Consider the following 14865-nt stretch of genomic DNA (forward strand, 5'->3'; position numbering starts at 1 on the left):
GGCAATCGTCGATGAAGAAGCTTTCGGTCATCCACAACACCGCCCTCAGCTACCTGGGCCAGGCCTATGCGCTGGTGATCGGCATCTTGATCATGCCGTTCTACCTCAGCCATCTGGGCGCCGAGGCGTACGGCCTGATTGGTTTCTACGCGGTGATGCAGGCCTGGCTGCTGCTGCTCGACGCCGGCGTCTCGCCGTCGCTGGTGCGCCAGATCGCGCATCACCAGGGCAGCAGCGACAGCGCTGCGGCCAAGCGCATCGGCGGCTGGTTGATGCGCTCCTTCGAGCTGGTGTTCCTGCCCATGGCCGTGGTGTGTGCGCTGGCCGTCTACCTGGCCAGCGACTGGATGGCCACGCACTGGCTGCAGGCCCAGGCCCTGGACCCGCGCACCATCGTCAACTGCGTGATCCTGATGGGTGTGATGGTGGGCCTGCGCCTGTTCGCCACCCTGTACAAGAGCGGCCTGCAAGGCCTGGAGATGCACGCCTGGTTGAACAACGCCAACGTGGTGATCGCCACCCTGCGCTACTTCGGCGGCCTGGTGCTGGTGACCTGGGTATCGCAGGACGCGCAGGTGTTCTTCGAATTCCAACTGTTCGTGGCGCTGGTGGAGACGTTGATCTTCGCCGCCAAGGCCTACCGCCATCTGCCCGCGCCGACCCCTTTGAGCGGCTTCAACTGGGCGCTGGTGAAACCGATCCTGCCGTTCGCTGCCAGTGTGTCGCTGACCGCGGTGGTGTGGATCGTTCTGACCCAGCTGGACAAGGTGCTGTTGTCCAAGGTACTGCCGCTGGCCGAATACGGGTATTTCTCGCTGGTCGCGTTGCTGACCACCGGCATCATGATGATGATCAACCCGCTGGTGCAGACCCTGCTGCCACGCATGACGGTGCAGGTCGCCGAAGGCCGTGAAAGCGACATGCATGCCCTGTACCTGGGTGCCAGCCGCTTCGTCAGCACCTTTCTGTTTCCCCTGGCGGCGATCATCGCGTTCTATGCCGAACCCTTGCTGTTCGCCTGGAGCGGTGACACACAGGCTGCCCAGTGGGGCGCACCGATCCTGTTCTGGTACGCACTGGGCAGCGCCATCCTGGCGGTCAGCGCGTTCCAGTACCACCTGCAATACGCCTACGGCGAAATGCGCCTGCACATCTGGTACAGCGTGATTTCGGCCGCGATCAGTGTGCCGGCGATGATCATCGCGGTGTACGGCTGGGGCGCCCTGGGCGCGGCCGTGACCTGGTTCCTGCTGCGCCTGGTGTCGTTCGCACTGTGGCCGCAAGTGGTGCATCGGCGCCTGGCCCCTGGCCTGCACCGGCCCTGGCTGCACGACATCCTGCGCATCAGCCTGAGCACCGTGCTCGGCGTGCTGCTGACCCATCCGCTGTTCACGGCAATTGCCGGCGGGTCCAACAACCGCTTGGTGATCTTCGCTGCCCTGGCTTTGTGCGGCGTGTTGACGCTGACCCTGGTGGCAGCGACCTACAAACCACTGGCCCAGCGGGTTTTCCTGAAGTTGAGCAGAGCGAGCGTCGAACGATGAACCGGACCGAACAACAGATCATGCACACCTGGCCCGAGGGCCAGGAACCGCTGCTGTCGATCACGTGCCCGGCCTACAACCAGGTCGAGTACATCGAGCAGACCTTGAACAGTTTCCTGGCGCAACGCACCACGTTCGCCTTCGAGATTCTGATCAACGACGACGCTTCCACCGATGGCACCACGCAGGTGATCAGCCGCTACGCCGAGCAGTACCCGAACATCATCAAGCCGGTGTTCCACGAGCACAACCAGTACCAACTGGGCCGCTGGTGCTTCCCGGCCCTGTTCAACCGGGCGCAGGGCAAGTACATCGCCTACTGCGAGGGCGACGACTACTGGATCGACCCGCTCAAGCTGCAGAAGCAGGTGAATTTCCTCGAAGCCAACCGCGACTACGTGCTGACCTACCACGATGCCATGGCCTTCGACAGCGAGGGCGACAAGGGTATCCAGCTGACCGGCAAGTACCAGGCCGATGCCACCGCCATGGACCTGCTCAAGACCCGGCCGATCTCGACGCTCACCACCTGCTTTCGCAACGTGCTGCACGAGCTGCCCCGGGAGCTGGAACAGGCACCCGTGCTGGACCTGTGCTGGTGGTCGATGCTCGGTGCCCACGGCAAGGGCAAGTACCTGGCCGACATCGCACCGGCGCGCTACCGCCTGCACCCTGGTGGGATCTTTTCCCAGCGCCCGAACCAGAGCAAATTGCAGATGACCCTGCACACCTATGCGTGCCTGGCCAACTACTACTTCCGTCAGGGCGACCGGGTGCTCTACGAGCACTTTCTGGTCCAGGTGTCGGGCATGTGCATCGCCGCTATCAGACCGGTGCAGAAGCTCAAGGCCGTACTGCACGTGTCGGGCAACGTCAGCCGCAACCTGCTGCGACGCCTGACGCCCGCTGCGGCGAGGGGCTGAAGACGACATGATCAACAAGGTTCTGGTGATCTGCATCGGCAACATCTGCCGCAGCCCCATGGCAGTGGCGTTGTTGCGCAAGCACGCGCCGCACCTGCAGGTCGAGTCGGCCGGATTGGCCGCATGCGTGGGCAACGACATGGACAGTCTCACCGCGCAGGTATTGGCCGATAACCAGGTGCCACAGCCGGCGCACGCTGCCACCCAGCTCACCGACGAGCTGGTGCGCTGGGCCGATCTGATTCTGGTCATGGACCAGCGCCAGTTGCGCAGCATCACCAGCAAGGCCCCGCACACGCGAGGCAAGACGTTCCTGATCGGCAAGTGGCGCGACGACTTCGAAATCGACGATCCCTATCGCCGCCCCATTGCCGCCTTTCAACGGACCTACACCGAATTGACTCGGTGTATCGAAGGCTGGTTGCCCTACCTGAGATCTGAGGATCGACAAAGATGACCGCGATGAACCGTACAAACCTGGAGTATTACAAGGACACCCAGATCGATCTCGCGACGATTCTACGGACCTTGTTCGATCACAAGAAACTGATTGTCGTGGTGGTGGCCCTGTTCACCCTGCTCGGTGGTTTCTACGCCGTGATTGCCACGCCGGTGTACCAGGCCAACGCCATGATCCAGATCGAGCCGAAGAAGGTCGGTCTGGATGCCACCCCGCAGCTCAATACCAAGCCGGCCTCGGTATCGGAAGCGGTGACCGAGATCGAACTGATCAAGTCGCGCACGGTGCTCGGCCAGGTGGTCAGCGACCTCAAGCTGGACGTGGTGGCCACGCCGCGCTACTTCCCGGCGATCGGCCGCTACATGGCCCGCGAATTCACTCCCACCGGCAGCCAGAAACTGGCCGCCCCGCTGTTCGGTCTGGATGCGTTCGCCTGGGGCGGCGAGAAGATCGACGTGTTCAACCTGGACGTGCCGGCCAACCTGCTGGGCGAGCGCATGACATTGGTCGCCGGGCCCAATGCGACTTATCGACTGGTAGACGCCGCTGGTGCGCCGCTGCTCAGCGGTCGTGTCGGCGAGATCAGCCAGGGCAACGGCATCACCCTGCAATTGGCTGAACTGACCGCCCGCCCCGGCACTGAATTCCGCCTGGTGAAGAATCGCCTGCTCAACACCTCGCTGGACTACCAGCAGCGTCTGCGCGTGGCCGAATCGGGCAAGGACTCGGGCATCGTCTACCTGAGCATCAACGACACCGACCCGGTACAGGCCAACCGCGTGCTGGATGAAGTGAGCCGCCTGTACGTACGCCAGAACGTGGAACGCAGTTCGGCCGAAGCGGCCCAGCGCCTGGACTTCCTGCGCTCGCAATTGCCGGTGGTGCGCAAGGAACTGGAAAAATCCGAAGAAGCCCTGCACGCCTTCCAGATGCGCACCAAGTCGGTGGACATCACCCTGGAGACCAAGGCACTGCTCGACCAGATGGTTGCCTACGACGCGCAACTGTCCGAGCTGCGCCTCAAGCGCACCGACCTTGATCGTCTGTACACCCGTCAGCACCCTGCCTCGGCCGCACTGAGCCAGCAGATCAGCCAGATCGAGTCGCAGAAGACTTCGCTGCAGGCACAGATCAAGGGCTTGCCCGAGACCCAGCAGGAGCTGCTGCGCCTGACCCGTGACATGCAGGTCACTACCCAGACCTACACCCTGGTACTGAACAAGAGCCAGGAGCAGGACATCATCCGCGCCGGCAACATCGGTAACGTACGGATCATCGACAAGGCCGACAGCAACATCGAAGAGCCGGTCAAGCCCATGCGCGCCGTCATCGTGCTGGTGGCGATGCTGCTCGGTGCCCTGGTCGCCGTGGCGATCATCTTCATCCGCCAGGCGTTCTACCGCGGCGTGGAAAACCCGGAAGTGATCGAGAACCTGGGCATGCCGGTGTACGCCTCGCTGCCGCTGTCGCGCCAGCAGGAACGCCTGCAGAAAAAACGCGACAAGGGCGTGACCAATCGCGAATCGCGCCTGCTCAGCGTGGCCGCACCCAGCGAGCTGGCCATCGAGTCGCTGCGCAGCCTGCGCACCAGCCTGCACTTCGCGATGATGGAAGCGCGCAACAACGTGCTGATGATCACCAGCCCCATGCCGGGCGTGGGCAAGTCGTTCGTCAGCGCCAACCTGGCGGTGATCATTGCCCAGGCCGGCAAGCGCGTATTGCTGATCGACGGCGACATGCGCAAGGGCTACCTGCACCGCGTGTTCGGCCTGCAACCCAAGCACGGCCTGTCCGATGCCCTGGCTGCACGCCTGGGCAACACCGAGGTGATCAACGCCACCGAAGTGGACAACCTGCACCTGATCGCCTGCGGTTTCGCCGCGCCGAACCCTTCCGAACTGTTGATGCATGACAACTTCAGCAAGCTGCTGCGCGAGCTGTCGCCGCACTACGACCTGGTGATCATCGACACCCCGCCGGTGATCGCCGTGACCGATGCCAGCCTGATCGGCCGCCAGGCCGGGACCACCTTGCTGGTGGCCCGCTTTGGCCAGAGTTCGGTCAAGGAAATCGAGGTCAGCAAACGGCGCCTCGCGCAGAACGGCGTGCTGGTCAAGGGCGCGATATTCAACGGCGTGATCCGCAAGGCGTCCACCGCCGAGTACGACTGCGCCGCCTACGGCTACGACTATTCGCCGAGCAAGAAGTAATCGCCTAGCAAGGCAGGAGTCTCCCGATGTCCAGAACCGTAGCAATGATGCAGCCTTACTGGTTTCCCTATTTCGGCTATTTCCAGCTGATCGCCGGCGCCGATGCCTTTGTGCTCGGCGACAGCCTGCAGTACGTACACCCCGGTTGGGTCAACCGCAACCGGCTGCTCAGCTCGGGCGCTGCAACGCTGTTCACCTTGCCGTTGAAGAAGGACCATTCGGACCTGGCGATCAATCAGCGCGAGCTCAGTGACAACGCTCCGCAGGTGCTGGACAAGCTGCTCAAGAGCATCGCCATGAGTTACTCCCGCGCGCCTTACCGCGACGAGGTCCTGGCGTTGCTCAAGCCACTGCTGACCTACCCGGAACGCAACCTGGCGCTGTACCTGGAGTACTCGCTGCGCAAGGTCTGCGAATACCTGCAGATCGACACGCCGATCCACGTCATGTCGACCCTGCCGGTGGACCAGCGCCAGGTGCAGGACAAGCAGGATCGTGTGGTCAAGCTGGCGCGGCACTTCGATGCGCAGCGCTACCTCAACCCCATCGGCGGCACGGCCCTGTACGACGAGGAATACTTCGCTCGTCACGATCTGGAACTGCGTTTCCACCGCATGGACGAGCTTTGCTACACGCAGTTCAAGGACCCGTTCGTGGCCAACCTGTCGATCATCGACGTGCTGATGTTCAACCCGGTATCACGGATCCGCCAGTGGCTGCCCTGCTACAGCACGCTCAAGCCGAGCGCTGCGCAGGACACCGTCAAAGTGGTCACCAGCCCTTCCGCCCACGCCATCGAGATGCGCTCATGAACGACTTCGACAGCAACGCCAACTGGTACCTGATCCAGACCAAGCCGCGGCAGGAAGCCCGTGCCGAAGAACATCTGCTGCGTCAGCAATACGACTGCTTTCGCCCGTTGCGCGCCGCCCCGGTGCTGACCCGCAGCCGCCGTGTGGCCGACGAGGACTTGTTCCCCGGCTACCTGTTCATTCGCCTGGACTGCAACGACAACTGGTACCCGATCCGCTCGACCCGTGGGGTGTGCCGCATCGTTGCCTTCGGCGGCATGCCGTGCCCGGTGCCGGACAGCCTGATCGCCAGCATCCGCCAGCGCGCGCAGGCCAGTTCGGCGAACGCGGTGCGTTTCACCGAAGGCGAAGCGGTGCGTGTGCGCAACGGCGACAGTGACGTACAGGCCATTTTCCTCTGCGAGGACGGCGATGAACGCGCCGTGATCCTGCTCAACATGCTGCAGCGCGAACAGCGCATCAGCCTGCCCCGCAGCAGCCTGCAGCGGCTTGCCGCGCACGCCTGCTGAGCGGCGCACAGACATACGATGCTTTAGGAGAGCTGTTCGATGAATGCCAAGACCACGCTGGTGACACTGACGTACGGCGATCGCTTGTGTTACCTGGAAGCGCTGATCGAGCGTTCGCTGGCCTCTGCACACATCGAACGGGTGGTGGTGGTGAGCAACGCGTCGCGCGCCGACCTGAACTCGCTGCGCACGCAGTGGCCAACCCAGATCACCGTGATCGAGTTGCCCAGCAACACCGGTTCGGCCAATGGCTACAAGGTCGGTATCGAAGCGGCGCTGCAACTGGGCGCCGAATACCTCTGGCTGATGGACGACGACAATGCCCCCACCCTGGGCGCGGTCGAGACCCTGCACCAGCGGCTGCACGAGTGCGAGCGCCTCGTGGGCGTGGACAAGGCGGCCGTGATCGGCTTCCGCCCCAACCACCAGGCCGACATCGCCTCCGGCGTGCCGCATCGCTACGCGATCCAGTTGCGCTCCAGCTGCTTCGGTTTCCATGTCGCGCAACTGCCCTACAAGCTCTGGCGCCGTACGCCCTGGGGCAAGCCCGCCGGGCGCAAGGCAACCAGCAAGCCGCTGGTGCAATTGCCATTCACCACCTACGGCGGCCTGCTGGCACACCGCAGCGTGTTCCAGAAGATCGGCCTGCCGCTCGAAGACCTGCTGCTGTATGCCGACGACACCGAGTACACCTGGCGCATCACTGCCAGTGGTGGGCAGATCTTTCTGGTGACCGAAGCGCTGCTCGACGACCTGGAAGAATCGTGGAACGCCAAGGCGCGTACCAACAATATCTTCGAGAGTTTCCTGCTCGGCAATTCGGACCTGCGCGCCTACTACACCGCGCGCAACCAGGCCTGGTTCGACAAGCACGTGTGGGCCGGCTCGACCCTGCTGTACCGGCTCAATCGCTCGGTGTTTCTGCTGTTGCTGCGCTATTTCGCAAAAAGGAGCGGTTCGGACCGACGCCTGGGCTTGCTCCAGCAAGCCATGCGTGACGGGGAATCGGGTCGTCTGGGCATTCACGAATCCTACCCACTATGAAGATACTGTTCCTGAGCAGCCTGTACTCGCCGCACATCGGCGGCGGTGCTGAAATCGTCCTGCAGCGCACGGTCGAGGGCATGCACCAGCGTGGCCACGAAGTGTGCGTGCTGAGCACCGGTCCCGATGCGGGCCTCAAGCATGAATACGTGAAAGGCGTGAAGGTCTATCGCGCCGGGCTGCTCAACACCTACTGGCACTTCAGCGAACAGCGCCCCGGCGCGCTGGCCCGGCTGGGCTGGCATCTACGCGACAAGTACAACATGGGCATGCGCACCTACCTGCGCGACGTGCTGGCGGCCGAAAAAGTCGACCTGGTGGTGTGCCACAACCTCAGTGGCTGGTCGGTGTCGGCGTGGGATGAGATCTCCGCATCCGGCGTGCCGCTGGTGCAGGTGCTGCACGACATGTACCTGATGTGCCCGAGCAGCAACATGTTCAAGAAGAACGCCGCCTGCAAGACGCCCTGCACCCTGTGCAAGCATTTCCGTCAGGGCCATGCCGAACGTTCGGCCCAGGTCGACGCGGTGGTTGGGGTCAGCCAGCACCTGCTGGGCAAGCTCACCGACGCACGCTTCTTCCGCAATGCTTCGCAACAGGTGATCTACAACGCCAGCCCGAAAATCGACCACGCGCCGTCGCGTTTCGCCCGCCTGGATCAGGCCGAGCCGCTGCGTTTCGGCTACCTGGGCACGCTGTCCGAACCCAAGGGCCTGCGCTGGCTGATCGACCAGTTCAAGCGGTTGCCGTTCAACGCCACCTTGCAGATCGCCGGGCGCGGGCAACTGGACTACGAGCAATTGCTCAAGCAGGAAGCCGGCGGCGAGAACATCCACTTCGTCGGTTACCAGTCGCCGGAAACCTTCTATCGGCAGATCGACGTGGCCATCGTGCCGTCGATCTGGAACGAGCCGTTCGGTCTGGTGGCGGTAGAAGCCTGCGCCCACTCGGTGCCGGTGATCGCCAGTGCCCGCGGCGGTTTGCCGGAGATCATCCAGGACGGCGTCAACGGCCTGCTGTGCAACCCCGACGAGCCGCAGACCCTAGGCCTGGCGATGCTACAGCTGTACCGCGACCCCGAACTGCGTGAACGCCTGGCCGCCCAGGCGCGTGACAGCGTCGAGCATCTGCTCGACCAGGAACGGATGCTCGACAGTTACCAACAGCTGTTCCTCGATGTTCTGCAAAGAAGAAATGTCCATCATGAAATCAGCCCTGTCACTCAGTCACTTTGAGGCGCCGGCAGCGCGACTTGCGGTGAACAAGTCGACGCTGGTGGTCTGGACCGCGATCGGCCTGCTGCTGGCCGAAACGTTTTCCGGCGCCTTGCGCTATTACTTCGACCAGGCCGGCATCTCGGCCCTGCTGTACTTGCCCAAAGTGCTGTGTGTGGTGCTGTTCGCGCTGGAACTGACCAGCTTCAAGGCGCACCGCCTGTTTTGGATAATGCTGCTGGGGCTGGTGCTGTCGGCCGGCCTTGGCCTGCTGCACGGCGCAGCGTTGGCCAACCCGCTGTTCAGCATCTTCGTGTACATCCCGCTGCTGTTCGGCCTGGTCTGCGGCGAGCATCTGGAGCAGCGCCGCGTGTTGCTGGGCTGGGCGGTCGGCCTGTGCCTGGCAGCGACCATCACCGGTGTGTACGTGGACAGCATGTTCTCGGTGCCGTGGAAGGGCTACAGCTACAACCTGGGCGACCAGGAGCTGACCGGCAACATGACCTGGGCGGCGGACGGCGTCGACCGGCCTGCCGGCTTCGCCCGGATGTCGACCACTGCGGCAACGCTGACCGCGATCTTCACCCTGTACCTGAGCGCTTTCATGCGTTCCAAGATGTTGATGCTAGGCCTGCTGGCGCTGGCCTTCGCGACCATTCTGGTGACCACCAACAAGTCGACCGCTGCGGCGTTCCTGGTGACCCTGCTGGTGATGCCGCTGTACAACCAGCGCCTGCTCTGCCGCGTGTTGTTCGCGGTGCTGGTCGGTGTCGGCGCCGCGCTGCCGCTGATCGGTCTGTGGACACCGCTGGACCCGAGCCTGGCCGCCAGCGGCGCCGAAGGTAGCCTGGTGTCGCTGTACGACCGGATGATCAACACCTGGCCGCGCCTGGCCGATGAAGTGTTGCGCCGCGACTGGAACTGGACCGGCGGCGGCTTCGGCATGGTCGGCAGTGCGGTGAACATGTTCCCGGTGGACAACGTCAAGTACCCGGCCGTCGCCGACAGCCTGTTCATGTACCTGTGGGCCTGTTTCGGCCTCATGGGCCCGGTGCTGTATGCGCTGCTGCTGCCGCTGCTGATGACGCTGCGCAGCAAGAACAGCTGGATGGGCCGCGGGCTGCTGAGCATTTCCTTGTGCGTGGTGGTGGTGGGCTGGACGACCGATGTGCTCGAAGTGCCGGTCTGCGGACTTTTCCTGGGCATGGCCGTGGCCCATGCCATGCGCCGCAAAGCCATGCCCAGCCATTGGCTGATTACCGAACGACGTCGCAGCAACCGTGATGATTACCCCGATGGCCTCCAACTGACATGAACCTCTCTATGCCCAGATTGCTGCAACGTTTGGTTTGGATACTGCTGGGGCTGTTCACCCACGGGCATGCCAAGGCCGCCGACAATTTCATCGTGGGTGTGGGTACCCACCTGCTCCACTCGACCGGGCCGGTGGCCCGGCCGACCTTGCTCATGAAGGAAGCCGGCATCGTATCGGCACGCGATGACCTGTTCTGGTCCACGGTAGAGCTGGAGCCCAAGCGCTTGAATTTCCCACTGGGCTGGCAGCGTTATCTGCAGGCCCTGCGTGACCGCCAGATCGGCAACATGCTGATCCTGGGCTACGGCAACCAGTGGTATGAACGCGATGCCAAGCCACGCAGCCCGTTCGTGCGCGATGCCTTCGCCAACTACGTGAACTTCGTCAGCCGACGTTTGCGCGGCCAGGTGGACTTCTACGAGATCTGGAACGAATGGGACCTGGAAGACCCGACCAGCGATGCCTTCAGCCGCGACTATGCCGCGCTGATCAAGGAGACCAGCGAACTGTTGCGCAGCAACGATCCGAACGTGCGCCTGATAGCCGGTGCAGTCACTACCCAGGGCTTGCAGGAAGGATTCGCCGACCGCCTGGTGGAGGCCGGGGTCATGGATGATCTGGATGGTTTGTCGCTGCATCCGTACGTGCACTGCCGCAAGGACCATGGCGGCAACACTCCGGAAAGCTGGATCAAATGGCTCAGCGACATCTCCACTCGGCTCGACACCCTGGCCCGGCGCCCGGTGCCGCTGTACCTCACGGAAATGAGCTGGCCCAGCGCCGACGAACCGTGCGGGGTCAGTGAAACCACCCAGGCGGCGTACCTGGCACGCGGGTTCTTTCTGGCCCGCATCCATCCGGCCATCCAGGGCATGTGGTGGTACGACCTGTACAACGACGGGCGCGACCCCAAGGAGCGCGAGCACAACTTCGGCCTGCTGGACAACGATCTCAACCCCAAGCCGGCGTACACCACGCTCAAGGCCATTGCACCGTACCTGTCGCAATACAGCTACGACCCCAGGCACAGCGTGATCAGCGACTCCCTGTACCAGTTGCGCTTTGCCAAGGGCGACGAGCAGGTGCTGGTGATCTGGGCCGTGGGCCAGTCGCGGCAGGTCAGGATCGAGTCGAGTGCATTGCTCAAGGGCGGTGCGCGCCTGGTCGACACCCGCCAGGCCGGCGTGGGCATGCGCGAAAGCGAGAACCCGTGGGATTGCGGTGAGCACTACTGCACCACCGTGGTAACCGCCTCCGAGTTTCCCAAGATCATCAGCCTGGGCAAGGCCAATTGGTTGTTCACGCAGTAGAAAACGCGATGCCCGCGGCAGTGGGCCTCAACCGCAGCGCATCGTGCGCCGCCATCGACCGCGCCTGTTGGACGCGGCACTACCTCTAGCAAGCGCGTGAGCCAAGGATGTTCCGATGATTGTCATCAATGCACGTTTTCTGACCCAGGAGCTACGCGGGGTGCAACGGTTCGCCGAGCAGACCTGCCTGGCGCTCAAGCGTCAACGTGACGACCTGGTGTTCGTCACCCCGCCGGGCGTGCGCATGCACGAAACCGCTCGGCTGCTGGATGCTCAGGTCGTGGGCACTCGTACCGGTCACCTGTGGGAACAACTCGACCTGCCGCGCTACCTGCGCAGCCAGGGCAATCCATTGCTGCTGTCGCTGTGCGCCACGGCGCCGCTGTTCTATGGCAACCAGATCGCCACGCACCACGACATCACCTACGTGCGTCACCCACAAAGCTACACCTGGCAATTCCGCACGGCCTATCGCCTGATGACGCCCCTGCTGCTCAAGCGCTTGAAGACCTTGATCACGGTCAGCCAGTTTTCCAAGCGCGAGATCGGCGAGTTCTACAACTTTGCGGCGCAGAAGATTCTCGTGGTGCCGAATGCCGTGGGTGAAGAGTTTCAGCCCGGCGAACCGCTGCAAGCCGGCGGCCCGCGTTATCTGTTGGCGGTGTCTTCGCCCAGCGCGCACAAGAATTTCAGCCGCATGATCCAGGCGTTCCTGCAGCTCAAGGGTTTCGACCAGGTGGAGTTGCGCATCGTCGGCGGCGGCGGTGCAGTGTTCTCCGACCCCGATCTGGAAGCCTTGGCCAAGCGCGATGCTCGGGTGCGCTTTCTCGGGCGCTTGAGCGACGCCGAGTTGATCGAGCAGTACCAGGGCGCAGCGGCCTTCGTGTTTCCTTCGCTGTATGAAGGCTTCGGCATTCCGCCACTCGAAGCGCAGGCCTGTGGCTGCCCGGTGCTGGCGGCCAATGCCGCCTCGATCCCCGAGGTGCTGCAGTCCAGTGCCTTGTACTTCGACCCGCTGGATGTCGAGCACATCAGCCGGGCCATGGCCCTGGCGTTGAACAGCCTGACCATTCGCCAGCATTTACGCACCCTGGGTCTGCAGAACGTGGCGCGGTTCAGCTGGGATGCTTCGGCACGGCTGATCAGCGATCGCATCGACAGTGTCCAGGTACGGCGTCCACGCGGTGCCACCCTGAACCAGCCGTCCAGCGGCAAGGAGCACTCATGACTCGCCTGGGATATCTGGATGCCCTGCGCGGTATCGCCGCCTTGCTGGTGGTGGTCTGTCACCTGTGGCAGCCATTGCTGGGCCCCGGCGCGCTGCCGTACTTCTGGCTGGACATCGGCAAGCTGGGCGTCATCTGGTTCTTCCTGCTCAGCGGCGTGGTGATTCCGTTCAGCCTGCAACCGGGGCCCGGCGGCGCACGGCGCTTCATCGTCTCGCGGGTGCTGCGCCTGTACCCGGCCTACTGGCTGTCGCTGGCGCTGTACATCAGCATGCTGGCGCTGACCGGCGAAACCCTGCCGAGCTGGCAGCAGGTGGTCGCCAACCTGACCATGCTGCAGGCCGCCATGGGCGTCGAAGACGTGATGGGGCTGTACTGGACGCTGTTCATCGAGTGGCTGTTCTACGCCCTGTGCCTGGGCCTGATGCTGATCGGCCGACTGCGCAGCACCGGCTTTCGCGCCGCCTGCTCGCTGGCCCTGCTGGCCGCCGCAGTGGGCATGGGCCTGATGCGCATGCTGCTCGAACGCAAGCTGCCGGTGGCGTTGCCGTTGGGGCTGTCGCTGATGCTGTTCGGTTCGATCTGGCGCGACTGCCTGCTGGGCCAGGCCGATGCCCAGGTGCGCCGCTGCGTGAAGGGCCTGCTGCTGGCCTACGCCGTGGCCCTGCCGCCGACTTTCTTCGCCGCCTACGGCTTCGATGCCGGCAATGGCGAGTACTGGTTCCGCTACTGCTTCACCTATCTGTTGGCCATCAGCAGCTTCATGTTGCTGACCCAGCGCATCCGCCTGCATCAACCGTTGTTGCTGTGGCTGGGCACCATCAGTTACTCGCTGTACCTGCTGCATCCGAGCATGGAGCTGTTGTGCCGTTACCTGCTGGGCGTTCCCGGTCGTTCGTTGTCGGTGACCTTGCTTGCCACCGCGCTGTCGCTGTTGGCTGCGCACGTGAGCTATCGCTTCGTCGAACTGCCTTTCATCAAGTTGAGCAAACGACTCAACGCCCGTGCTCGTCCGAGCGCGCCCCTCATTCCCGAACTGCAGGTGCCCTATGAAAATAGCAATCGTCCATGATTGGCTCGTCACCTACGCCGGTGCCGAAAAGGTGCTGGCTTCGATGCTCAAGATCTGGCCCGACGCGGACCTGTTCTCGGTCATCGACTTTCTCAGTGACGAAGACCGCAAGCACCTGGGGGGCAAGCGCGCCACCACGACCTTCATCCAGCGCCTGCCCAAGGCCCGCACGCGCTACCAGAAATACCTGCCGCTGATGCCCATGGCGATCGAGCAACTGGACCTGTCCGGCTACGACCTGATCCTGTCGAGCAGCCACGCGGTGGCCAAGGGTGTGCTCACCGGGCCCAACCAGTTGCACATCAGCTACGTGCATTCGCCCATTCGCTACGCCTGGGACCTGCAGCACCAGTACCTGCGCGAGGCCAATCTGCTGGCCGGCCTGAAGAGCAAGGTGGCGCGGATGATCCTGCACTACATGCGCATGTGGGACCAACGCACCGCCGCCGGTGTCGACGAGTTCATCAGCAACTCGCAGTTCATTGGTCGACGCATCGACAAGGCCTATCGCCGTCCATCGACGGTGATCTACCCACCGGTGGACACCACCGGTTTCAACCTGCAGACCGAGAAGCAGGATTTCTATCTGACCGCCCAGCGCATGGTGCCGTACAAGAAAGTGCCGATGATGGTGGAGGCGTTCAGCGCCATGCCCGACAAGCGCCTGATCGTCATCGGCGACGGCCCGGAAATGGAAAAGTGCCGCGCCGTGTGCGGCCCCAACGTCACGCTGATGGGCTATCAGTCGTTCGAGGTATTGCGCGAGCACATGCAGAACGCCCGAGGCTTCGTCTTTGCCGCCGAAGAGGATTTCGGCATCAGCCCGGTCGAGGCCCAGGCCTGCGGTACGCCGGTGATTGCCTTCGGCCGTGGCGGCACCCTTGAAACCGTACGCGGGCTCAACGACGACAACCCCACCGGTGTGTTCTATTACCAGCAGACAGTGGCTGCCTTGACGGCCGCCATCGAAACGTTCGAAAGCCAGGCGTCGCGCTTTGATGCCCGCACCTGCCGCGAGAATGCCCTGCAGTTCGCGGAAAAGCGTTTCGAACGGGAAATGCGCCAGTTCGTCGAGCAGCGCTGGAACGAAGCACGCCTGGGTGACGCCTTCGACTGCAACCCGGTATTGGGCCTGGCCGACACCGGCCTGCTGCTCGCCGCGGCCCAGAAGCTCTAGGCCGCGCAGGAACATGTTGTAACGCAACACCGCTGTTCTGAACCTCCCA

At 63.4% G+C, this 14865-nt stretch carries 13 protein-coding genes; all 13 read left to right on the top strand.

The genetic code is table 11. The features are described from left to right. Positions 1 to 11: 11 nt before the first annotated feature. The 13 genes from IFT76_RS20450 (at position 12) to IFT76_RS20510 (ending at position 14816) form a co-directional block, all read left to right on the top strand. A complete protein-coding gene (locus IFT76_RS20450; RefSeq protein ID WP_192060074.1) occupies positions 12 to 1544 on the top strand; it encodes a lipopolysaccharide biosynthesis protein in 1533 nt (510 codons plus the stop codon). Continuing rightward, complete coding sequence (locus IFT76_RS20455) at positions 1541 to 2467, top strand: glycosyltransferase family 2 protein (protein WP_192050926.1); 927 nt, start codon at positions 1541 to 1543, stop codon at positions 2465 to 2467. The genes IFT76_RS20450 and IFT76_RS20455 overlap by 4 nt, the downstream gene beginning before the upstream one ends. A 7-nt stretch (positions 2468 to 2474) precedes the next feature. Then, positions 2475 to 2924 carry a low molecular weight protein-tyrosine-phosphatase gene (locus IFT76_RS20460; RefSeq protein WP_185795345.1) on the top strand — a complete coding sequence of 150 codons (450 nt, stop codon included), beginning with the start codon at positions 2475 to 2477 and terminating at the stop codon, positions 2922 to 2924. Further along, positions 2921 to 5137: a polysaccharide biosynthesis tyrosine autokinase gene (locus IFT76_RS20465; protein ID WP_122477111.1), complete on the top strand. Its 2217-nt coding sequence runs from the start codon at positions 2921 to 2923 to the stop codon at positions 5135 to 5137. The genes IFT76_RS20460 and IFT76_RS20465 overlap by 4 nt, the downstream gene beginning before the upstream one ends. Positions 5138 to 5163: 26 nt before the next feature. Further along, positions 5164 to 5949: a WbqC family protein gene (locus tag IFT76_RS20470; RefSeq protein ID WP_185795347.1), complete on the top strand. Its 786-nt coding sequence runs from the start codon at positions 5164 to 5166 to the stop codon at positions 5947 to 5949. Continuing rightward, entirely contained in the window at positions 5946 to 6458 is a 513-nt protein-coding gene (rfaH, locus tag IFT76_RS20475) for a transcription/translation regulatory transformer protein RfaH (protein ID WP_192060076.1), read from the top strand. Before IFT76_RS20470 ends, rfaH begins: the two co-directional genes overlap by 4 nt. Positions 6459 to 6497: 39 nt before the next feature. Next, positions 6498 to 7502, top strand: a complete 1005-nt coding sequence (locus IFT76_RS20480; RefSeq protein WP_122477106.1) for a glycosyltransferase — start codon at positions 6498 to 6500, stop codon at positions 7500 to 7502. Then, positions 7499 to 8737, top strand: a complete 1239-nt coding sequence (locus IFT76_RS20485; RefSeq protein ID WP_192056478.1) for a glycosyltransferase family 4 protein — start codon at positions 7499 to 7501, stop codon at positions 8735 to 8737. Before IFT76_RS20480 ends, IFT76_RS20485 begins: the two co-directional genes overlap by 4 nt. After that, positions 8706 to 10031: a hypothetical protein gene (locus IFT76_RS20490; RefSeq protein WP_192060078.1), complete on the top strand. Its 1326-nt coding sequence runs from the start codon at positions 8706 to 8708 to the stop codon at positions 10029 to 10031. Before IFT76_RS20485 ends, IFT76_RS20490 begins: the two co-directional genes overlap by 32 nt. Positions 10032 to 10039: 8 nt before the next feature. Beyond that, positions 10040 to 11341, top strand: a complete 1302-nt coding sequence (locus tag IFT76_RS20495) for a hypothetical protein (RefSeq protein ID WP_192060079.1) — start codon at positions 10040 to 10042, stop codon at positions 11339 to 11341. A 115-nt stretch (positions 11342 to 11456) separates the two neighbouring features. Beyond that, positions 11457 to 12569, top strand: a complete 1113-nt coding sequence (locus IFT76_RS20500) for a glycosyltransferase family 4 protein (RefSeq protein ID WP_185795352.1) — start codon at positions 11457 to 11459, stop codon at positions 12567 to 12569. Further along, a complete protein-coding gene (locus IFT76_RS20505; protein WP_122477098.1) occupies positions 12566 to 13639 on the top strand; it encodes an acyltransferase family protein in 1074 nt (357 codons plus the stop codon). The genes IFT76_RS20500 and IFT76_RS20505 overlap by 4 nt, the downstream gene beginning before the upstream one ends. Next, positions 13617 to 14816, top strand: coding sequence for a glycosyltransferase family 4 protein (locus tag IFT76_RS20510; protein ID WP_122714906.1), 1200 nt, complete (start codon positions 13617 to 13619; stop codon positions 14814 to 14816). The genes IFT76_RS20505 and IFT76_RS20510 overlap by 23 nt, the downstream gene beginning before the upstream one ends. Positions 14817 to 14865 lie beyond the last annotated feature (49 nt).

Origin of the sequence: Pseudomonas sp. CFBP 13727 (genome assembly GCF_014841915.1) — a bacterium.
Lineage (GTDB): Bacteria > Pseudomonadota > Gammaproteobacteria > Pseudomonadales > Pseudomonadaceae > Aquipseudomonas > Aquipseudomonas baltica.